Annotated in this window: 23 protein-coding genes and 1 riboswitch; of the genes, 21 read left to right on the forward strand and 2 right to left on the reverse strand. The window is 51.4% G+C overall.

What is annotated here, in order from left to right; genetic code table 11:
- Positions 1 to 41 precede the first annotated feature (41 nt).
- Together BT127_RS08815 and BT127_RS16810 are read left to right on the forward strand one after the other, a co-directional pair.
- Positions 42 to 1,643: a terminase large subunit gene (locus BT127_RS08815; RefSeq protein ID WP_175541943.1), complete on the forward strand. Its 1,602-nt coding sequence runs from the start codon at positions 42 to 44 to the stop codon at positions 1,641 to 1,643.
- Between the two features lie 144 nt (positions 1,644 to 1,787).
- Positions 1,788 to 1,943 carry a hypothetical protein gene (locus BT127_RS16810; RefSeq protein WP_175541944.1) on the forward strand — a complete coding sequence of 52 codons (156 nt, stop codon included), beginning with the start codon at positions 1,788 to 1,790 and terminating at the stop codon, positions 1,941 to 1,943.
- 51 nt (positions 1,944 to 1,994) lie between these two features.
- Here the strand turns inward: BT127_RS16810 and BT127_RS08820 are convergent, their stop codons facing one another.
- On the reverse strand, positions 1,995 to 2,297 hold the full coding sequence (locus BT127_RS08820) for a hypothetical protein (RefSeq protein ID WP_024860226.1): 303 nt from the start codon (positions 2,295 to 2,297) through the stop codon (positions 1,995 to 1,997).
- A gap of 101 nt (positions 2,298 to 2,398) precedes the next feature.
- Here BT127_RS08820 and BT127_RS08825 point away from each other — a divergent pair, with 101 nt between their 5' ends.
- The 12 genes from BT127_RS08825 to BT127_RS08875 all read left to right on the forward strand — a co-directional run bounded on the left by BT127_RS08825 (position 2,399) and on the right by BT127_RS08875 (position 13,552).
- Entirely contained in the window at positions 2,399 to 3,646 is a 1,248-nt protein-coding gene (locus BT127_RS08825) for a phage portal protein (RefSeq protein WP_075424649.1), read from the forward strand.
- A complete protein-coding gene (locus tag BT127_RS08830) occupies positions 3,639 to 4,406 on the forward strand; it encodes a head maturation protease, ClpP-related (RefSeq protein ID WP_075424650.1) in 768 nt (255 codons plus the stop codon). Before BT127_RS08825 ends, BT127_RS08830 begins: the two co-directional genes overlap by 8 nt.
- A 12-nt stretch (positions 4,407 to 4,418) precedes the next feature.
- The gene (locus BT127_RS08835) at positions 4,419 to 5,627 is read left to right on the forward strand and encodes a phage major capsid protein (protein WP_024860223.1); all 1,209 of its coding nucleotides are present in this window, start codon (positions 4,419 to 4,421) and stop codon (positions 5,625 to 5,627) included.
- Positions 5,624 to 5,896 (forward strand): head-tail connector protein, encoded by a 273-nt coding sequence (locus tag BT127_RS08840; protein WP_075424651.1) that lies wholly within the window; start codon positions 5,624 to 5,626, stop codon positions 5,894 to 5,896. Before BT127_RS08835 ends, BT127_RS08840 begins: the two co-directional genes overlap by 4 nt.
- Positions 5,896 to 6,249, forward strand: a complete 354-nt coding sequence (locus BT127_RS08845; protein WP_075424652.1) for a phage head closure protein — start codon at positions 5,896 to 5,898, stop codon at positions 6,247 to 6,249. The genes BT127_RS08840 and BT127_RS08845 overlap by 1 nt, the downstream gene beginning before the upstream one ends.
- Positions 6,236 to 6,604, forward strand: a complete 369-nt coding sequence (locus BT127_RS08850) for an HK97 gp10 family phage protein (protein ID WP_075424653.1) — start codon at positions 6,236 to 6,238, stop codon at positions 6,602 to 6,604. The genes BT127_RS08845 and BT127_RS08850 overlap by 14 nt, the downstream gene beginning before the upstream one ends.
- The gene (locus BT127_RS08855; RefSeq protein ID WP_075424654.1) at positions 6,601 to 6,918 is read left to right on the forward strand and encodes a hypothetical protein; all 318 of its coding nucleotides are present in this window, start codon (positions 6,601 to 6,603) and stop codon (positions 6,916 to 6,918) included. Before BT127_RS08850 ends, BT127_RS08855 begins: the two co-directional genes overlap by 4 nt.
- Positions 6,919 to 6,920: 2 nt before the next feature.
- Positions 6,921 to 7,553, forward strand: a complete 633-nt coding sequence (locus BT127_RS08860; RefSeq protein WP_075424655.1) for a major tail protein — start codon at positions 6,921 to 6,923, stop codon at positions 7,551 to 7,553.
- A gap of 11 nt (positions 7,554 to 7,564) precedes the next feature.
- On the forward strand, positions 7,565 to 7,945 hold the full coding sequence (locus tag BT127_RS08865; RefSeq protein WP_024860218.1) for a hypothetical protein: 381 nt from the start codon (positions 7,565 to 7,567) through the stop codon (positions 7,943 to 7,945).
- Between the two features lie 26 nt (positions 7,946 to 7,971).
- A complete protein-coding gene (locus tag BT127_RS16815; RefSeq protein WP_175541940.1) occupies positions 7,972 to 8,109 on the forward strand; it encodes a hypothetical protein in 138 nt (45 codons plus the stop codon).
- Between the two features lie 137 nt (positions 8,110 to 8,246).
- A complete protein-coding gene (locus BT127_RS08870) occupies positions 8,247 to 9,113 on the forward strand; it encodes an EamA family transporter (protein WP_022785503.1) in 867 nt (288 codons plus the stop codon).
- Between the two features lie 104 nt (positions 9,114 to 9,217).
- On the forward strand, positions 9,218 to 13,552 hold the full coding sequence (locus tag BT127_RS08875) for a phage tail tape measure protein (protein ID WP_075424656.1): 4,335 nt from the start codon (positions 9,218 to 9,220) through the stop codon (positions 13,550 to 13,552).
- Positions 13,553 to 13,563: 11 nt separating this feature from the next.
- Here the strand turns inward: BT127_RS08875 and BT127_RS08880 are convergent, their stop codons facing one another.
- On the reverse strand, positions 13,564 to 14,757 hold the full coding sequence (locus tag BT127_RS08880; RefSeq protein ID WP_075424657.1) for a cation:proton antiporter: 1,194 nt from the start codon (positions 14,755 to 14,757) through the stop codon (positions 13,564 to 13,566).
- 39 nt (positions 14,758 to 14,796) lie between these two features.
- A riboswitch (Fluoride riboswitch) is annotated at positions 14,797 to 14,868 on the reverse strand.
- A gap of 56 nt (positions 14,869 to 14,924) precedes the next feature.
- Here BT127_RS08880 and BT127_RS08885 point away from each other — a divergent pair.
- From BT127_RS08885 to BT127_RS16285, 7 genes are read left to right on the forward strand one after another with little or no spacing between them, the layout of a single operon-like run.
- Positions 14,925 to 15,782, forward strand: coding sequence for a phage distal tail protein (locus BT127_RS08885; RefSeq protein ID WP_075424658.1), 858 nt, complete (start codon positions 14,925 to 14,927; stop codon positions 15,780 to 15,782).
- A 1-nt stretch (position 15,783) separates the two neighbouring features.
- Positions 15,784 to 16,896: a siphovirus ReqiPepy6 Gp37-like family protein gene (locus BT127_RS08890; RefSeq protein WP_075424659.1), complete on the forward strand. Its 1,113-nt coding sequence runs from the start codon at positions 15,784 to 15,786 to the stop codon at positions 16,894 to 16,896.
- Between the two features lie 3 nt (positions 16,897 to 16,899).
- Positions 16,900 to 18,249 carry a leucine-rich repeat protein gene (locus tag BT127_RS08895; RefSeq protein ID WP_075424660.1) on the forward strand — a complete coding sequence of 450 codons (1,350 nt, stop codon included), beginning with the start codon at positions 16,900 to 16,902 and terminating at the stop codon, positions 18,247 to 18,249.
- The gene (locus BT127_RS08900; RefSeq protein ID WP_075424661.1) at positions 18,249 to 19,322 is read left to right on the forward strand and encodes a hypothetical protein; all 1,074 of its coding nucleotides are present in this window, start codon (positions 18,249 to 18,251) and stop codon (positions 19,320 to 19,322) included. Before BT127_RS08895 ends, BT127_RS08900 begins: the two co-directional genes overlap by 1 nt.
- Positions 19,319 to 19,990, forward strand: coding sequence for a hypothetical protein (locus BT127_RS08905; protein ID WP_075424662.1), 672 nt, complete (start codon positions 19,319 to 19,321; stop codon positions 19,988 to 19,990). The genes BT127_RS08900 and BT127_RS08905 overlap by 4 nt, the downstream gene beginning before the upstream one ends.
- Positions 19,987 to 20,415: a phage holin family protein gene (locus BT127_RS08910; RefSeq protein WP_028520197.1), complete on the forward strand. Its 429-nt coding sequence runs from the start codon at positions 19,987 to 19,989 to the stop codon at positions 20,413 to 20,415. The genes BT127_RS08905 and BT127_RS08910 overlap by 4 nt, the downstream gene beginning before the upstream one ends.
- The gene (locus BT127_RS16285) at positions 20,408 to 21,592 is read left to right on the forward strand and encodes a GH25 family lysozyme (RefSeq protein WP_175541945.1); all 1,185 of its coding nucleotides are present in this window, start codon (positions 20,408 to 20,410) and stop codon (positions 21,590 to 21,592) included. Before BT127_RS08910 ends, BT127_RS16285 begins: the two co-directional genes overlap by 8 nt.
- Positions 21,593 to 21,632: the final 40 nt, after the last annotated feature.

Genomic DNA, 21,632 nt, shown 5'->3' on the forward strand with positions numbered 1-21,632 from the left:
GCTACCGGATGGCAGCCGCCTTTCTCATGGAGGTGAGGCACTTGCGAAAGCTGAAAGATTATACACCAACGCAGTTCATGGCGGAGGATTCCCATTACGACAAAGCCGCCGCTGACTATGCGGTGCGGTTCATTGAGTGCCTTGCCCATACCAAAGGCACATGGGCGGGAAAGCCGTTCGAGTTGATTGACTGGCAGGAGCGCATCATCCGTGACCTGTTCGGTGTCATCAAGCCCAACGGCTACCGTCAGTTCAACACGGCATACATCGAGATTCCGAAAAAGAACGGCAAGTCTGAGCTTGCCGCCGCTGTTGCGTTATTGCTAACCTGCGGCGACGGCGAGGAACGTGCCGAGGTCTACGGCTGCGCTGCCGACCGTCAGCAGGCTGCGATCGTGTTCGATGTCGCCGCCGATATGGTGCGGATGTGTCCCGCCCTGAACAAGCGAGTGAAGATCCTGACCTCGCAGAAGCGCATCGTGTATGTGCCGACCAACTCCTTCTATCAGGTGCTTTCCGCTGAGGCGTACAGCAAGCACGGATTCAATATTCACGGAGTCGTGTTCGATGAGCTGCACACGCAGCCCAACCGGAAGCTCTTTGACGTTATGACGAAAGGCTCCGGCGACGCACGAATGCAGCCGCTGTATTTTCTGATCACGACGGCTGGCACAGACACCAATTCCATCTGCTACGAGCAACACCAGAAGGCGCAGGATATTCTCGAAGGGCGCAAGATCGACAAGACCTTCTACCCGGTCATCTACGGCGCTCCCGATGATGCCGACTGGACTTCTCCAGAGGTCTGGAAGAATTCAAATCCGTCACTCGGTGAAACCATCGGCATGGACAAGGTCGAGGCTGCCTGCGAATCTGCCAAGCAGAACCCCGGTGAAGAAAATGCCTTCCGTCAGCTTCGTCTGAATCAATGGGTGAAGCAGACCGTCCGCTGGATGCCGATGCACAAGTGGGACGCCTGCAAGGTCGATTTCGACGAATCGCTGCTGGAAGGGCGTGTATGTTATGGCGGTCTCGACCTCTCGTCCACGACGGATATCACTGCTTTCGTGCTAGTGTTTCCGCCGACCGACGAGGACGACCATTATTATATTCTCCCGTACTTCTGGCTGCCGGAGGAAACGCTTGACCTCCGTGTCCGGCGCGACCATGTGCCGTATGACCTCTGGCAGCGGCAGGGCTTTCTGATGACGACCGAGGGCAACGTCGTTCACTATGGCTTCATCGAAAATTTCATCGACGAGCTGGGTACACGGTTCAATATCCGGGAGATCGCCTTCGACCGCTGGGGCGCAGTGCAGATGAGCCAGAACCTTGAGGGGCTGGGCTTCACGCTGGTGCAGTTCGGTCAGGGCTACCGTGATATGTCGCCGCCGACCAAAGAGCTAATGAAGCTGACGCTGGAGCAGAAGATCGCCCACAACGGGCATCCGGTTCTCCGCTGGAATATGGACAACATTTTCATCAAGCGTGATCCCGCAGGCAACATCAAGCCGGATAAGGAGAAATCCACGGAGAAGATTGACGGAACGGTCGCCACGATCATGGCTCTCGACCGTGCAATCCGCTGCGGGAACGACTCTGGCGACAGCATTTATGACAGCAGGGATATGCTTGTTTTGTAATGTCTATATACACAACACTGGCGGCTGATTTTTCCCGATTCTTCTGTGGTTTTAGCGGCTTGCTATTATTCCGGTTCAGAGTTAATATGTACACAACGGAAGGGCAAAGAAGCCCGCCGGAATAAAAACACGGAGGAAACCACAATGAAAAACATCACGAAGAAGGAACTCAACCGCATCGCAAAGGAGTACGGCTACGATCCGCAGTACCTTGAGGATCAGGTTCTCGACTGGGAGAGCGACGGCATCCGGGTGGATGCGCAAGACCTCGCAGACTACTGCGCAAACGGCGACATCTGAAAAGAAGGCAGCCCTTCCGGACGGAGGGGCTGTCTGCATAAAAAAATATTATTAGCGATTATTCAGTCTGGTTTCAAGTGTTTCCTTAAATTCAGCATTATTACATTTTGAGATCAGCATTCGATATCGTTCAATATTATCTGCATCAAAAACGCTCTCAATTGTATGCAGCAATCCCCAGTTCAGGTCATCACAATCGTCAGAGAACAGCGTAATCAGTAATTCTGCTTCTTCAAATGTCAGCGGTTCATCAATTTGAATCAGTTCATCATACTGATTGAATAATTCATCCGACATTTCGCTGTCATTTGGAATTTTACCGAGATTTACTAACTTCATAACGTTCTCTTTCATTTTTATCTCACCTCAGGATACATGATTTTCAGCGGAAACCTCCGCTTTTCCATATTATAACATACGCCCATAGAAAAAGTCAACCGAAAGGAGTGATGCACATGGGTATTTTCAGCGGACTGTTCCGGTCACGGGACAAGCCGAAGGACAGCTACGACAGCCCGTCCTACAGCTATTTCTTCGGACGGACTCATGCAGGCAAGCGAGTCAACGACCGCACGGCAATGCAGATCATCGCAGTTTATGCCTGCGTGAGAGTTTTGTCGGAGGCGATTGCACAACTGCCCCTGCACGTTTACCAATACACCGACAGCGGAAAAGAGCGAGTGCCGAGGCACCCGCTATATTTTTTGCTTCATGATCAGCCGAATCCCGAAATGACATCCTTCGTGTTCCGGGAAACGCTCATGGCGCATCTGCTGATTTACGGCAACGCCTATGCGCAGATCATCCGGAACGGCAGAGGCGACGTCATCGGACTGTATCCGCTGATGCCGGATAAGGTGCGTGTTGACCGTGACGATCGCGGCAGACTCATTTACTGCTACAGCCGATACGACGAACACAATCCGAATTTCAAGCAGCAGGGCGAGATCATTTTGCCGATGGAACAGGTGCTGCATATTCCCGGCTTGGGCTTTGACGGTCTGGTCGGATACAGCCCCATTGCAATGGCAAAGAATGCACTCGGTTTGGCGGTCGCCTGTGATGAGTACGGCTCGTCCTTCTTCGCAAACGGCGCTGCACCTTCTGCGGTGCTGGAGCATCCGGGCGTGATCAAGAATCCGGAGCGTGTGCGTGAGGCTTGGCAGCGGGCTTACGGCAGCAGCAATGCGCATAAAACTGCGATCTTGGAGGAGGGCATGAAATACACGCCCATCTCCATTCCAAACAACGAGGCGCAGTTTCTTGAAACCAGAAAGTTTCAGATTGAGGAAATTGCCCGCCTGTACCGTGTGCCGCTGCATATGATCGGCGACCTCGATCATGCTACTTTCAGCAACATCGAGCATCTGTCGCTCGAATTCGTAAAATACACCCTTGATCCGTGGCTGGTACGCTGGGAACAGGGACTACAGAAGGCGCTTCTTTCGGATTCCGAAAAGGGGCGCTATTTCATTAAATTCAATGTGGAAGGTCTGCTGCGCGGCGACTACGCAAGCCGTATGCAGGGCTATGCGACTGCAAGACAGAACGGCTGGATGTCCGCCAATGATATCCGTGAGTTGGAGGATATGAACGCAATTCCCGATGAGGAAGGCGGCAATCTGTATCTGGTGAACGGCAGCTTCACAAAGCTGGAGGACGCAGGCGCTTTCGCAGAGAAAGGAGGAAATGCAGATGAATAAGTTCTGGAACTGGGTACGCAATGAAGACACCGGCGCATCCGAGCTGATCTTCAACGGACCGATTTCGGAAGACACATGGTTCGGCGATGAGATCACGCCTGCCATGTTCCGTAACGAGCTTTCAAAGGTCAGCGGCGATCTCACTGTCTGGCTAAATTCTCCCGGCGGAGATGTATTTGCGGCATCGCAGATCTATACGATGCTCCGCAGTCACAAGGGCAAGGTCACGGTCAAGATCGACGGTATTGCGGCAAGTGCAGCTTCTGTCGTTGCAATGGCTGGCGACGAAACGCTCATCGCACCGACGGGTATGCTGATGATCCACAACCCCTCGACCGTCGCTTTCGGCAACAAGGAAGCGATGCTGAAAGCCATCGAGCTGCTGGATGAGGTCAAGGAAAGCATCATCAACGCCTACGAGGAAAAGTCCGGTCTGAGCCGCAGCAAGATCGCCCGCATGATGGACGAGGAAACATGGCTGAATGCGAAAAAGGCGCAGTCTCTCGGACTGGTGGACGGTATTCTGTTTGCAAGCGGACAGCCGTCAGCCGGACTCCGGTCGCAGCCGAAGCCGGAGGAAGATGAACCGGATGAGGATGAAAATACACCGAAGCAGGACGAGCCGAAGGAAGATAACCTGACGGCGATGTCCTATTCCCGTGCCGCTACGATGCAGAGCCTCATGCAGAAGGTCTCCGCCGAGCGCAGGGGTACACCCGTGGATCAGCTCATGAGTCGGCTGAATCTGCTGAAATACTGATTGGAGGTATGTATAATGACTATTCAGGAACTTCGTGAAAAGAGAGCGAAGGCGTGGGATACCGCCCGTGACTTCCTCGACAGCAAGAGACAGGCAGACGGTACGCTTTCCGAGGAGGACAGCAAGACCTATGACGCAATGGAGGCGACCATCGTCAACCTCGGCAAGGAAATCCAGCGCATGGAGCGTCAGGCGGAAATTGAAGCGGATATGGCGAAGGCTACCACTTCTCCCATTCTGACTGCGCCTGCTGCACAGAACACCGAGCCGGAAAAGACCGGAACTGCATCTGCAGCATACAGTGATGCCTTCTGGAACAGCATCCGCAACCGCAACTGGATCGATGTCCGCAATGATCTTCATGTCGGCACAGACACCGAGGGCGGCTATCTTGTGCCGGATGAGTTCGAGAGAAAGCTCATCGAGGCGCTGGAGGAAGAGAACATCTTCCGCCAGATGGCGACCGTTATCAAGACTTCCAGCGGCGATCGCAAGATTCCGATCGTCACATCGAAGGGCGATGCGGTCTGGATGGATGAGGAGGAGCAGTACACGCTTTCCGATGACACCTTCGGTCAGGCATCGCTCTCCGCATATAAGCTCGGCACGGCGATCAAGATCTCTGAAGAGCTTCTCAACGACAGCGTGTTCGACCTTCCGTCTTACATCGCCCGTGAGTTTGCCCGCAGAATCGGTGCAAAGGAGGAGGAAGCCTTCTTCATCGGCAACGGCACCGGCAAGCCTACCGGCATCTTCAATGCAACCGGCGGCGCACAGGACGGCGCGACTACCGCAGGCGCAAGCATCACCTTCGATGATGTGATGGAGCTGTTCTATTCGCTCCGCAGCCCTTACCGCAAGAAGGCTGTCTGGGTGCTGAATGATTCTACGGTCAAGGCACTCCGTAAGCTCAAGGACGGCAACGGCAACTACATCTGGCAGCCTTCCGTTGCGGCAGGCGTTCCCGATACCATCCTCAACCGTCCTTACAAGACCTCCAGCTATGTTCCGGAGATCGGCGCTGGCAAGAAGTGTATGGCATTCGGCGATTTCAGCTATTACTGGATCGCTGACCGTTCCGGTCGTACCTTCAAGCGTCTGAATGAGCTGTTCGCTATGACCGGTCAGGTCGGCTTCCTTGCAATGGAGCGTCTTGACGGCAAGCTCATTCTCCCCGAAGCGATCAAGACACTCAAGGTCAAGAGTGGCAGCGGTGCATGATCACTCTGGCTGAGACAAAAAACTATCTTCGTGTGGATCATACAGAGGATGACAAGCTCATCCTCTCGCTGATCGACACTGCCAAGCGGCTGGTGCAGGACGTCGGCAGAATGGACGAGGCGGCACTTGCGGTCAACGAGGAAACCACCCGGCAGGCTATGCTGTATACTGTTTCTTACCTCTATGAGAACCGCAACAGTGCTGACTACCACAAGCTGACGCTGACTCTCCGGTCGCTGTTATTTGCGCAGCGTGAAGGGGTGATCTGATGGAGATCGGAACGCTGAATCAGCGCATCGCCTTTCTGGAACACAGCACGAAGATAGACGGCATTGGCAACCACAAAGCCCGGTGGGAGGAGGCTTTCTCCTGCTGGGCTGCCGTGTCCGTAAAGACATCGACGGAAACAACCGAGGCTGGCGTGACGCAGGAAGTCGTATCGCTGGAATTCACTGTCCGGCAGACACCTGATACCAAGCGCATCAATACCACCACGCACAAGCTGCGCTTCCGTGGTCTGGTGTATGATATTAACGGTGTACTGCCGAATTATGAATCACTCGACTATATGAAAATTACGGCAGGTACACGAAAGGCTGGTGAGCAGGATGACTTCGATTGACGATATGGCGGCGGAGATCATGCGCGGTCTGACGGAATATGCAGACCTTGCAGATACCGCCATGAAAGCGGCTGTGAAAAAGACAGCGACCTCCGTCAAGAAGAAAATCTCCGCCAATGCTCCAAAGCGCAGCGGCAAGTACCGCAAAAGCTGGACGACCAAGAAAACGAAGGAAAACAGCCATACACTCGAAATGACTGTTCACTCAAAAGACCGCTACCAGCTCGCGCACCTGCTTGAAAAAGGTCATGCAAAGCGGAACGGCGGACGTGTATCCGGCAAACCGCATATCGCACCTGCGGAAGCGCATGGCGAGGAAATGCTCACGCAGCTCATCGAGGAGGCGCTGTCATGACCTATGAAGAAATCAATGAAATGATGCAGGAGATCGGGATGCCGTTCGCCTATCATCATTTTGCCGAGGGCGAGTCTCCGAAACCGCCCTTTGTTATTTTTCTCTCACCCGGCGAGGATACCTTCGGCGCGGATAATCTGATGTATTACAGTTTCAAGCAGCTTGATATTGAACTGTATACAGACGAGAAGTCGCCCGATACGGAAAGCCGTGTGGAGGAAGTGCTGACGCAGCACAATATCTATTACACGAAAACGGAAACCTACATCGAGAGCGAACAGCTCTATGAGGTCTTATACGAAATGGAGGTATAACAATGGCACTGCAGAAAAACAAGGTGAAGTTCGGTCTGAACAAGGTTCACTGGGCGAAGATTACAGCATGGTCTGATGAGGGCGTTCCGACATTTGCAACGCCTGTGCGCCTGCCCGGTGCTGTATCCCTGAGCATTGATGCGAACGGCGAAAACGAGAACTTCTACGCTGACAACAGCGTGTATTATGTAATCAATAACAACGCAGGCTACGACGGTGATCTGGAGGTCGCACTCATCACAACCGACTTTGCTACGGCGATTCTCGGTGAGCAGCTCGATGCAAAGGGCGTTCTGGTGGAGCGTAACGATGCGGAAACATCGCAGTTCGCACTCATGTTCGAGTTTGACGGCGACAAGAACCACATCCGCCATGTGCTGTACTGCTGCTCTGCATCCCGTCCTGCGACTGAGGGTGAGACCACGGAGGAAAGCAAGAGCGTCAAGACGGAAAAGCTCTCCCTCAAGGCATCGGCGCTGCCGAACGGTCTGGTGAAGTCCAAGACCTGCGAAAGCACTGACCAGACCACCTATGACAACTGGTACAATGCTGTGTATATGCCGACTGCTGCTACCAACAACAGCACCGGCACACGTTCCGCAGGCACAACCAAAAGCAGCAGCACGACCGAGTAAGGAGGTACAGCATGGCTATTAAAAAGACGATCACCGTTGACGGTATCGAGGTTCCTTTCAAGGCGAGTGCCGCTGTGCCTCGCCTTTACCGTATCAAGTTCCGCAGGGATATTTACAAGGACTTCGCTGCACTTCAGACTTCCGTGCAGGAGGGTGACGAGGAAAGTTCTGCTCTTGACATCGAGAGCCTTGAAGTGTTCGAGAATATCGCATACATCATGGCGAAACACGCTGATCCGGAAAACGTCCCGGACAACCCCGACGAGTGGCTCGAAGCGTTCAACACGTTCTCCATCTACGAGGTGCTGCCGCAGCTCATCGAGCTGTGGGGACTCAACGTGGAAACGCAGGCGGAATCTAAAAAAAACATCGAAAAACTGACCGCCCGATGACAACGCCCCTCTTCCTTCTCCGATGTGTGCAGATCGGGCTGTCCCTTTCGGAGCTTGATCTGCTCACGATCGGAGTCGTGAATGATATGTTTACCGAAAAGGAAAATGACGAATATGACGGCTGGCATGAGGTCGCTGGACAGGCAGACTTTGATGCGTTCTGATTGACTTTTTCTTCCTACTGTGTTATAATTCTGTTGTGAAGGAAACATGAAGCTTCCTTCGCTAAATCGGGATTTATCTTAGAGATAATTGATGGACGAGAATTACCAGAATATATGACAATGAATAAGGGGAAGATATGTGGCTGATCATGGCGGCTTTGTCCGCGCTCTTTGCCGGACTTACGGCGATACTTGCGAAATGCGGAATCAAAAAGACTGATTCAGACGTGGCGACTGCTCTGCGGACGGTCGTTGTACTCCTTTTTGCCTGGATCATGGTGTTTATCGTTGGCTCTGCTGGAACGATCACGGAAATATCGGCAAAATCTATCATCTTCTTAATTCTGTCCGGCTTTGCGACAGGAGCCTCGTGGATCTGCTATTTTAAAGCCCTGTCCGTCGGCGATGTGAACAAGGTCGTTCCCGTCGATAAATCCAGCACGGTTCTGACAGTGCTTATCGCAATCATCCTTTTCAGTGAGACAGAACATCTGGCGGTCAAGCTGATCGGTACTGCACTTCTTGCGGCAGGCGTGTTTCTGATGATCGAAAAGAAGAAAACTGAAGCAAAGGACACAAAGCGCACGTGGCTGCCCTACGCGATCGGTTCCGCTGTTTTTGCTGCCCTGACCTCTATTCTGGGAAAGATCGGCATAACGGATGTAGAATCAAATCTCGGGACGGCGATCCGTACTGGTGTTGTTCTTGTTATGGCTTGGCTGATCGTCTTCGTTAAAGGCAAAGGTGCTGAACTGAAAAATACTGATTCCAAAGAACTTGTATTCATAGCTCTGTCCGGGATTGCCACAGGCGCATCATGGCTCTGTTACTATTACTCCATACAGAACGGCGTTGTCAGCGTTGTCGTACCGATTGATAAGCTCAGCATTATCGTTTCCGTCGCTTTTTCCTATTTCGTATTCAAAGAAAAGTTGAGCAGAAAGGCGCTTGCCGGGTTGATTCTGATTGTTGTCGGCACTTTGGCGATGGCGATCTGGGCATAGGAAACAAATAACGGCAAATTCTGATTTAGCTTAGTAACTGAATATACACTGAGCAGTCCTTCGGGGCTGCTTTTTTCATGCCCTCACAGAGGAGGTGAAACCGCATGGCAAACAGAATCAAGGGCATCACGGTCGAAATTGGCGGCGATACGACCAAGCTGTCGAAGGCGCTGGAAGGTGTCAACAAAAACATCAAGAACACGCAGACGCAGCTCAAGGATGTACAGAAGCTGCTGAAGCTCGATCCCAGCAACACGGAACTGCTCTCGCAGAAGCATAAGCTCCTCGCCGATGCGGTGAAGGCTACCAAAGAAAAGCTGGAAACTCTGAAAACGGCAGCAGAGCAAGCAAATCAGGCGCTTGCGAACGGCGACATTTCGCAGGAGCAATATGATGCCCTCCAGCGTGAGATCATCGAAACGGAACAGGAGCTACAAAACCTCCAGCGTGAGGTAGAGGCTTCCAGCACGGCTCTTGCCAAGCTCGGTCAGGCGGGTGAAATGCTCGAAAAGGCAGGCGACAAAATCGCCGATGTCGGTACGACACTGACCACCCATGTGACCGTTCCCATTGCGGCTGCGGGTACAGCCGCCGTAAAAACAGCAGCGGATTTCGATTCTGCAATGTCGAAGGTCGCTGCTGTATCCGGTGCGACTGGTGATGAACTGGACGCACTGCGTGACAAAGCCCGTGAAATGGGCGCAAAGACCAAGTTCTCCGCTTCCGAGGCTGCCGATGCCATGAACTACATGGCGATGGCGGGCTGGAAAACCGGAGATATGCTGGAAGGTATCGAGGGCATCATGAACCTTGCTGCTGCTTCCGGTGAGGACTTGGCGACAACATCGGATATTGTAACAGATGCACTGACCGCTTTCGGCTTAACTGCTGCCGACAGCGGTCATTTTGCTGATGTGCTGGCGGCGGCATCGTCCAATGCAAACACGAACGTCAGCATGATGGGTGAAACCTTCAAATACTGTGCGCCTGTTGCAGGTTCTCTCGGATTCTCCTGTGAAGATACCGCACAGGCAATCGGTCTGATGGCAAACAGCGGTATCAAGGGTTCGCAGTCCGGTACTGCATTGCGTTCGATCATGACAGCACTTGCAGGTGAGGTAAAGTTCTGCGGTGCTGCCTTCGGTGAAATGGAGATCGCAACCACCAATCAGGACGGCTCGATGCGTGAGCTGAATGACATTCTCGCAGACTGTCGTGTGGCTTTTGCGCAGATGTCCGAATCGGAACAGGCATCGGCGGCGCAAGCGCTGGTCGGCAAGAATGCAATGTCCGGCTTCCTTGCGCTGATGAATGCTGCGCCTGCGGATATTCAGAAGCTGGAAGGTGCGATCAGCACTTGTTCTGATGAGATCGACGGCTACAACGGTGTCACTGAGAAGATGGCTGCCGTGATGCAGGATAACCTCGGAGGACAGCTCACCATTCTGAAATCCCAGCTTCAGGAGCTTGCGATTTCCTTCGGCGAAATCCTGATGCCCGCAATCCGTGCAATCGTCAGCAAGATTCAGGGGCTTATCGATAAATTCAATGGACTGTCGCCTGCGACAAAGGAAACCATTGTCAAGGTCGCACTTGTGGCGGCTGCTCTCGGACCTCTCCTTGTGGTGGTCGGCAAAACAATGGTCGGTGTAGGCAAGCTGATGCAGCTTGTAGCAAACCTCCCGACGATCATTGCAAGCGCAAAGGCGGCGTTCACTTCCTTCGGTGCTGCCATCGGCGGTATCAGTGCGCCTGTGGTCGCTGTCATTGCAGTTGTCGCTGCACTGGTGGCGGCTTTTGTTCATCTCTGGCGCACGAATGAGGACTTCCGTAATAAGATCACGGCAATCTGGGAGCAGATCAAGAGTATCTTTTCCGGCTTCTGTCAGGGCATTGTTGACCGCATCAACGCGCTGGGATTCGATTTCAAAAATATCACCGAGGTTATCAAGGCTGTATGGGACGGACTGTGTAAGTTCCTTGCTCCCATATTCGAGGGTGTATTTCAGCAGGTCGCTAACATCTTCAAAGCGGTCACAGATATTATCCTGAATATTCTGGACATTTTCGTCGGTATCTTTACCGGCGACTGGAGCAGAGTGTGGGACGGCATCAAGGGGATTTTCGTAGCAGTCTGGAATTTCCTGAAAGACACGCTGAAAAACTACCTGAATGTGCTGTGTAATCTGTTCGGCACAAACCTCGATGAAGTAAAAGAATTCTGGGTGAACGTCTGGACGAGCATCAAGAACTTTTTTGTGGGCATCTGGAACGGCATCAAAAACTTCATCACCGGCGTGGTCAATGCGATCAAAAACTTCTTCACAACAATCTGGACTGGTATCAAGAACTTTTTTGTCGGTATCTGGACGGCAATTTATAACTCGGTCGCTGAAAAGATCAATCTGATCAAGACAGTTATTACTGTTGTCTGGAACGCGATTCATACAGCGATCAGCACGGTGCTGAATGCGATCTGGTCGGTTATTACAACGGTATGGCAGACCATTTATGACTTCATCTCTCCGCTGCTGGAAGCTTTCAGATATCTGTTCGAGACGATTTTTGAGGCAATCCACGTTATCATTTCCCGTGTCATGGACTGGATTCACGAGAAGATCACCACGGCATGGGAAAACATCAAGGCGGTTGTTACGATCGTGCTTGAGGCGATCAAGACCGTGATTGAAACGGTATGGAACGCCATTCATACAGCAATCAGTACGGTGATGGACGCGATCAGCAATGTCGTTTCTACAGTATGGAATGCGATCTCCGGCTTTATCTCCGGAGTGCTGAATGCGATCTGGTCTGTGATTTCGAGCATCTGGAACAGCATCAAGGAGCATATCACAAATACACTGAACGCAATTCATGCGGTCGTATCGGCAGTGTGGAATGCGATTTCCGGGTTTATTTCCGGTGTGCTGAATACCATTTCTTCCGTCGTTTCTTCTATCTGGAACGGCATCAAAAATACAGTCAGCACTGTTATGAACGCGATCAAAACAACGGTATCGAATATCTGGGACAGCGTCAAAAATGCCGTTACCCAGAAGATAACGGCGATCAAGGATATGATTGTAAACGGCTTCAATGCTGCGGTCAGCTTCATCAAGAACCTTGCATCGCAGGCGTTCCAGTGGGGCGCTGATATTATCAACGGTATCGTCAACGGTATCAAGAACTGTATCGGCAAGGTTGCGGACGCAGTAAAGGGCGTGGCAAACAAGATCAAGTCCTTCCTGCATTTCTCTGTACCTGATGAGGGACCTCTTGCGGATTTCGAGAGCTGGATGCCGGACTTCATGCAGGGGCTTGCAGATGGTATCAATGCAAATACCAGCGTGGTGAACGATGCTGTCAACAGCTTTGCAGGCGGTCTTGCTGAAAAAATCAGCAGTGTAATTCAGAGCGCTCTGTCCAATGTTGTCACATCGGTACAGGGATTCATGACGCAGGTCTTTGATACCGTGAAAACGGTCTGGACAAACGCCAATGCTGCGATTGATGCAACGATGTCGCAGATCAGCAGCGGTATCACTTCCGGCTGGAAAACGATTGTCAGCACCATTAAAACCGCGCTTGAGAATATCCGCAATGTTATCACGACAACATGGAAGGCTGTATCTTCTGTGATCTCCGCAGCGCTGGAGGGTATCAAGAAAATCGTCACGGCTGTATGGACGGCGCTGAAGAACCTCATCAAAACGGGACAGCTCGATATCAAATCTGTTGTGACGACGACATGGGAAGCTGTATCCGATGTGGTTCGGACAGCAGTCAACGCAATCAAATCTGTTGTGCAGGCGGTCTGGGATGCAATGCCGGATACCGTGCGCAGCGCTATGAATCGTGTCAAGGAAGCTGTGCTTTCTATTTGGGACGGCATCAAAAACGGCATCGGCGACAGGCTCGGCGGTGTGCGGGATGCGGTCGTCAACGCCATGAACGCTGTATATCAGGCGGTCATGGAAAAGGTCAACAGCTCGTGGTCGTGGGGACGCGACCTCATGCAGAATCTCATCAACGGCATCACCTATATGCTCGGCAGCCTGATCAATACAGTCGCGGATGTTGCTCGTTCCATCTGGGAATACCTGCATTTCTCCGTACCTGAAAAGGGTGCGCTGACCGATGTGGAGGAGTGGATGCCGGACTTCATGAAGGGGCTGGCAAAGGGCATCAACAAGAGCAAAAAGTACGTCGAGGCGGCTGTGTCCGGTGTGGCTGATGCCATGACACTGACGATGCAGTCCGGGCTGAATGTCGATATGGACGGTATCTCCGGAGCCATGATGAACGGCACTCCCGCAGGCACGGTCATCAACAACTATAACAACGACAACAGCCGCACAGTCAACCAGACGAATAATTCGCCTAAGTCGCTGTCGCGGCTGGAAATCTATCGTTTGACAAGGAATGCGCTGAATGTGTGAAAATAGTCTTGTCAATGATCAAGTAAACCACGATACGTTTTATCAATCCCAATTGCGCCAAGCGGAGCGGTTATAAGAATTGCCAATACAGCTACCGATAGTACGATTTTACCGCATGGAAGACCAAGCGAAAGCGGTACAGAGCCAATAGCAGCCTGCACTGTGGCTTTGGGGAGATATGCGATAATACAGAATAATCGCTCCTTTGCGTTAAGGTCAGTACCGAGCAGACACAGAAATACACCGACAGCCCTGAATATGAGAGCTATAAAAATCATCAGTACAGCCGCACCACCTGCTGATAAGGTATAACGCACATCAACTGCCGCACCCACAAGCACAAATAGCATAACTTCTGCACCTATCCACAGCTTTCCGAATTTCTCCGAAAGACGTGCTGAAACAGAATTGACGGACTTCAGCTTTATAATACAAGCTGCAGCGACAACAGCGAGGAGTCCCGAAACAGCAACATAAGGCTTCACGAGCGTTTCTACGCTCATAAGCAGAAACGAAACACCAAGTAAGATAATGACTTTAGTACTGTTTCTGATCATGAAGTGATGTTGATATGATTTTTCAAACAGAAGATAGATACAATAGCCCGCAATCGCTCCGAGTAATATGCCAAGCACTATTGATACGGGAATATTCAAAAAGTCTGCCATTCTTGCCGATCCGCCCTGTGCCATCGTCACGAATGTGGAGAACAGAACAATAACAAAGATATCATCGCAGGATGCTCCAGCAAGAATCATTTGCGGTATACTTTTTTGTGTACCGCATTTTTCTTCAATCAGTTTTACCATTCTCGGCACAACTACCGCAGGAGATACTGCGCTTAACACTGCTCCCATAACGGCAGCTTCAACCCGGTTTACGCCGAACAGAAGCGGGGCAAAAACAACGTAACCGATTATTTCACAGCAGGCAGGTACAAATGACATCATAACTGCTGGTCTGCCAACACGTTTCAGATCTGATAAATTGAGTGAAAGTCCTGCTTTTACAAGTATTATGATAAGTGCTATTTGTCGCAGTTCTGATGATATTCCAAGTATCTTCGGATCAAGCAAATCAAGCACATATGGACTTATGATAATACCTACACCAAGCATTCCTATGATGCGAGGCAGCCCGATTTTATCAACAATAGCAGCAACAGAAAGCCCTAAAAGAATAATAATAGCAAGTGATAATAGCATTGTAATACCTCCAAAATAAAAAAGCTGACAACTTCTGCGTATAAGGCAGAAGTCATCAGCTTGATAAGCGGTTTAGGTTTCCCAAGGGAGAGCATCATTCCCTGTATTCTATTATTCATATTATAGCATCAATCTGCTTACGTGTCAAGTACACAGGAGGTGATTTCGTGTTTTTTACACTCATTCTTGAAAATGCCAACGGCGACCGGGTGGACATGACCGCTACCGCAAACCGGTATATAACCTCACGGGTGGAGGGACTAAATCCTCCCACCGGTACGATCAGCACCTCCAGCTATACGGGTATGGACGGCAGCTACTTGAACAACGCTTTCATCGAGAAGCGTAATGTCGTTATTTCCTTTGAGATGCGCGGCGTAGGCGTGGAAACCCGCAGACATCAGCTTTATAAGGTGGTGAAGCCTTCCCGCTACATCAAAATCTACTATGCGACCGCTGGCATTGATGTATTTGCGGAGGGTTATGTCGAGAGCTGCGAGGTGCAGAACTTTGAACAGCTTACAACCGGGCAGATTTCAATTCTCTGCCCGGATATTTATTGGTATTCCACGACCTCGGTCATGGCGTACTATTCGCAGATCACTGGCGCTTTCACTTTTCCGTTCCCGACGGAGAGCAATCCGGAGCCGTTTATCCTCGGTAAATACAACACGCAGAACATGATGACCATTGTCAATGACGGCGACGAGATCGGCTTCGCGCTGGTCATTGAAGCGCTGGAGGATGCGCGTTCTCCCACGCTGTATAATGCTGACACAGACGAGTATCTGCAAATCACCGGCGACATTCTCGCGGGAGATATTATCACGGTCACGACCAAAACAGGCAATAAGACGGTCACACTCGATCGCGGCGGCGTTAAAACCAACATCATCAACCGGCTTGTTTCCGGTTCGACTTGGCTGACACTGCGTGAAGGCAGAAACCGTTTCTACTTGCGTGGCACGGGACTGCAAAATCTGAAAGTCACCATTGTGCACACCAATGCGTATCTGGGGGTATAGTATGCAGATTGAAGTTTACCGCATGACGGCGGAGGAAGATACGCTGACGATTACCCTTGAGGCGGTCTGCGACACCTTTTCCTCGCTGCTCTGGGATATTGAATATTACAAGTGCGGCAGCTTTGAGGTGTATATCGCAGCGAACCCGCAGAATATTGAGATTTTTCAGACCGGCAGAATCGTCGGTCGTGATGATGATAATCAGCACTTCGGCATCATAGAATCCGTGCTGATCAATACAGATATTGAAAACGGCGACTACCTGACAGTGCGTGGTCGCTTTTTGATGTGCCTGCTGGAACGGCGTATCATACATCCGACATATAACATCACAGCGGCAAAGGCATACAGCGAGATCGTCCGGGAGGTCGTGACACAGAATGCGCTGCTCTCGGATAACCGCAGGATTCCGGGGCTATCCCTCGGAACGGTCACCGGCACCTGCTGGGAACTGACCGCTACGCTGCAAATCTCATACACGAATCTGATGCAGTGGGTGTATACAATCTGCGAGAAGCTCGGCGGTACAGCAAATATCCGGCTGGTGAAATCCTCCGGAGAGCAGTACCGTATGGTATTCGACCTCTCCGAGGGTGCTGACCGCAGTATCATGCAGGAGGATAATCCGCATATTATCTTCTCTGACGCATATAGCAATCTGCTCTCGTTCAGCTATGCCGAAGACAGCAGCGTCCAGAAGAATTTTGCATATATCTTCGGTCAGGGCAAGGGCGATGAACGCAAGCGCACCACATATTGTGACGGCGTTGAGCCGACCTATCTTGACCGCTATGAGGTGTATGTGGATGCGGACGATATTTCCGAAACAGAGCAGGTCGAGGGAGAAACGATACCGATTCCGGAGGAAAAGTATCTGGAATTACTGCGCACTCGCGGCTCAGAACGGCTTGTACTGCCTAAAACAGCATCGGAGTCAGAGATCGCAGCGCACAACACGCAGTATGTATACAACCGTGATTATTTCGTAGGCGACTATGTGACAGTGCAGCATCGGCGCTTCGGCATGATGCAGCCGCAGATACAGCTTATCGGTATGATTGAGGGCTTTGACCAGAACGGGCACAGCCTGACACCAACATTCAAGGAGGTATGACTTATGGCTTTTTACAGCGGTTTCTTTAATTCAAAAGGGCTTGACCGCACCTATACGGCAGAGGACTTCACAAGCTACCTCTCCAGCATTATCTGCAACGGTATCCTTGACACCTACGGGCAAAATTTCAAGCTGACAGCGGCGAACAGCGGTCTTGGCGTGGTTCTTGGTACCGGTAAAGCGTGGATCAACGGACACTACTTTATCAATGATTCCAGATATGTGATTGATCTCACATCGTATCAGGACGAGTCTTTGCCGAGATATGTCGGTATTGTAATCTATCTTGACACCACAGAATCCGTTCGCAGTGTTTCTCTCAGGCTGTTCGCCGGAACTCCGGCAGAGAATCCTTCACTGCCGTCCATTCCGCAGGATGAAGACCATGTCCGCCTTCTGATGTATGCGGTGCGCATGAATCCGGGAGCTTCACGGATTACAGAGAGCGATTGGTTTGATTACCGAGAAGACAGCAATGTCTGTGGCTACTGCAAATGCATTCTCGGTAAATGCAAGGTCACAGAACTGATGGCGCAGATGGCGCAGCTTATCGCTGAGGTAGCTGAGAATAATGAAACAATTGTGGCACTTTCAAATCAGGTAGAGACATTGCAGACAGAAGTCGATGATATCATCGGTGGTATCGTTGAAATCGGCACCTGCGGTGAGAATATACATTATGTTCTCTATGAAAATGGAAAGCTCCTGCTTCACGGCTCCGGTGCAACCTACGATTATGAGATCGGGCAATCTCCTTTCTGGGAAAATGAAAATATCCGTTCTCTTGTTGTTTCTGACGGCATCACAGAGATTGGAAGCAGTGTGTTTGAACGCTGCGTCAATATGGCATCGGCAAGTTTTTCGAATACGCTGACTGCTATCGGAGAACGTGCATTTTTTATGTATACTCACGGCGGTCTGACGGAACTTGTAATTCCGGCGTCTGTTACAACGCTAAGAGAGAAAGCTTTCGTAGATCAGGATATCACTTCTGTAACACTTCCGGCAACGCTCACTACGCTTGGCACATATATCTTCATGGGATGCGATCAGCTTACGACTGCAAGAGTTGAATGCTCCGAGTTACCGGGATTCTGTTTCGTGAGCTGCGGCAGGCTGCAAAACCTTACTCTCAGCCGTAATGTGACGAAGGTCTGCTCTCATGCCCTCAATTATACTCCGCTGAGAACGCTGACCTATGAGGGCAGCCTTGCGGACTGGGCTGCGGTAACGAAGCAGACAAACTGGGACGGTAATGCCGGTGATCTTAACGGTCTGGACAAGGTGCAGTGCCTTGACGGATATATGGAATACAATGATGAAACCAGAGAATGGGTGGAGGTGCATGATTAATGTGGAAATTCCTTGTAAAAAATCAAAGCATTGAGATTCTGGAGCGTGAGGTGCTGGCGGATCATCAGATCCAGTATGTACAGTTCCGCTTCACTTTTGATGGTGACTGGCGGCGCTTCCATAAGGTCGTGCAGTTCACGCAGTGTGATGAAACATATAACATCGTCCTCGGCACAGACGGTACATCGCTGTATCTGCCTGCGGAGCTTCATGTCGGCGCGGCAAAAATGTCCGTGTTCGGATACGACACCGAAAGCGACACGACCGTCCGTGCAACGACTGTGCCGGTTACGCTGAATATCCGTCCTTCCGGCTTTGTGGGCGATGACGATCCGCCCATTCCGCCGACGCCTGATCTGTATGCGCAGCTTCTGAAGAAGATCGAGGAAGCGGGACACGGCGCTGACGGAAAGTCCGCATATGAGATCGCAGTCGAGCATGGATATGTCGGTACGGAAACCGAGTGGCTGGCATCGCTCAAAGGTGAACCGGGTGAAACACCGGATATGTCTGAGTATCCGAAAACATCAGAAGTCACAATCATTGTCGAGCGTGAGATCGAGGCGGCGACCGGCGATTTCCATACTCATGCGAACAAAGCAACGCTTGACCGCCTGACTCCGGAACTGATGCAGGAGCTTTCAGGCTTGCAGCAGTTTGAGGACAGGACGCAGTATGAGATTCAGACCGTCAATGAGGAACTGCTGACGCTGAATGCACAGCGACATACGCATAACAATAAGGCGGTGCTGGACAGTATCACACAGGAAATGCTTGACGGTTTTGCAAGCACTGCGAGACAGGCGCATTCACATCATAATATGACCACACTGAACGGCATCACGGATTCTCATGTTGAACGCTGGGAATTGGCGTACACAAACGCCATGAACCTTAATGAGCGTGTGGGCGTGAACGAGGGTGTATTCGAGCGCTTCAAGACCGAGATTCTCTATGATATGCAGGGCTGCCGCACATCCATTTCGGATATTCTTACCCGGCTGTCTGCCGTGGAGACTGAGCTTTCCGGCGTAGAGACCGCACTTGCGGCTATAGTGGAGGTGACGACATGAGCATTGCAAACTATCTGACAGCGCTAGATGCGCAGCGCGACCAGCTTGCGAGAAACCTTGTAACAATGGGGGTGCAGGCTTCGGAGTCCGAAAAGCTGAATACCCTTGTACCGAAGGTGCTGCAGATCCCGTCCGGCAGACCGGAGGTGACGCTGTTCTGCAACGGAAATGATGCTCTTACCACATACGGTGAGAGCATCTACACTTTTTATATTGACGGCTACCGCAGCATCGCGGGCTTTGCGGATGTATATCCGCATTTCTGCTGTGCGGAGAATGACTACTCGCTTTACTACAATCAGCCGGACTTTAACTGGGGTGCAGTCATTTATACGATGTGTATCACTCCGGTACGCATCACACCTCCAAGCAGGATTCTGCTTACCTACAAGTCCGGAGCGACCGATGCAGGTGAAATGTGGCTGGTGCGCAAGAGCAGTCAGCAGATGTCGCCTGCGGAAACGGCAAGGTATATCCATGAAAAGCTCAGCGGCGGCGAGGCGATCTCCGTTCCGTTTGGCTGGCTTGGCTCCGTCGGAAACTATATCTCCGTCTTGCACGACTGCAGCGATGTATCTGCTGACGAGTATTATCTTGCATGGAAAGCGGTGACAGACAATACAAGCCCTATGATCAGAACGGTCAAGGTACTGGAGGTGACAACATGAAAGGAAGTATCTGTACGGTGATCGGCGCGATCGGCGGCGGAATCGCAGCGCTGTTCGGCGGCTGGGACTCCGCGCTGGTGACGCTCATCATCTTCATGGGCATTGACTTTGCAACCGGGATGATTACCGGTGCTATGGGCAAGTCCAAACACAGCAAGACCGGAAAGCTGAACAGCAAGGCTGGCTGGTACGGGCTTGCGAAGAAAGGCAGCATTCTCATGCTCATTATCGTGGCGGTGCGTCTGGATATTCTGCTCAATACGAATTATGTGCGTGATGCGGTCTGCATTGCATTCTGCGTCAATGAGCTGCTGTCCATTGTGGAAAATACATCGCTCATGGGAATTCCGTATCCTCCCGCACTGAAAAATGCCATTGAGGTTCTGCAGAAGCAGACCGGCAGAAAGGATGATAAGGATGATTAAGACCTACGGCTATACCGATAATACACAGCTCTCTCCGCACTTTAATGCGCAGGAGTTCCGCTGTAAATGCGGCAAAGCACATGATTTTCAGATCGACGATGATCTCATCACCAAGCTGGAGGCGCTCTATTCTACGCTGAACTGTTCCAAGATCATCGTGACCTCCGGGTTCCGTTGTGCTGCTCATGATAAGGCAGTCAAGGGCAGCGGCACGGGACAGCATACACTCGGCAAGGCTGCGGACATCTGCTGCTATGGTCAGGACGGACAGCCGATCAGCAGCAAGACTGTCTGCTGCAAGGCACAGGACACGGGTTTTACCGGCATTGCGAATATCACTGCCGCCTACATCTATACACACGTTGATGTGCGTTCCAGCGGCAAGTGGTACGGTGACGAAGTTCACGGCAACAGCTCTGTGACCGATGATTTCTACAAGTATTTCGGAGGTGAGGATATGAAGGGCATCGACGTCAGTGTTCATAACGGCAAGATCGACTGGCAGAAGGTCAGGGCGGATGGCATTGATTTTGCAATCCTGAGAGCAGGATACGGCAGGCTTGCATCGCAGAAGGATTATCGTTTCGAGGAAAACTATGCGGGTGCAAAGGCTGCAGGTATTCCGGTCGGTGCGTACTGGTACTCCTATGCGATGACACCGGAGGAGGCAGAACTGGAGGCGGATGTGTTCCTGTCGGTCATCAAGGGAAAGCAGTTCGAGTTCCCGGTCTATTTCGATCTGGAGGAAAAGAAGCAGTTCGATCTCGGTAAGGAGAAGGTGTCTGCCATTATGCGAGCGTTCCTTGAAAGAGTTGAGGCAGCGGGCTATTTCGTCGGTCTGTACGGCTCTGCTTCCTCTCTCACGACGCATACCGCTGATGACATCAAATCCCGATATACGATCTGGCTGGCACACTGGTGTGACCAGACGAATTACAGCGGCGCATACGGTATCTGGCAGCATTCCGAGAAAGGCAGAGTGAATGGCATCAACGGCAATGTTGATCTTGACATCTGCTATAAGGATTTCCCGACCATTATCAAGGGTAAGGGGCTGAATGGATACGGCAAGGAGAAAGCCCTGACAAATCCGCCTGCACCTGTTTCGGATGACGACATCACAGTAGAAGTCACTGTTGACGGCAAGAAGTACAGCGGAAAACTGAATAAGGCGTGAGACATGGGCTGTCGGAGATTAGTATTCTCTCCGGCAGCCC

Origin of the sequence: Ruminococcus sp. XPD3002 (assembly GCA_900119535.1) — a bacterium.
Lineage (GTDB): Bacteria > Bacillota > Clostridia > Oscillospirales > Ruminococcaceae > Ruminococcus > Ruminococcus flavefaciens_H.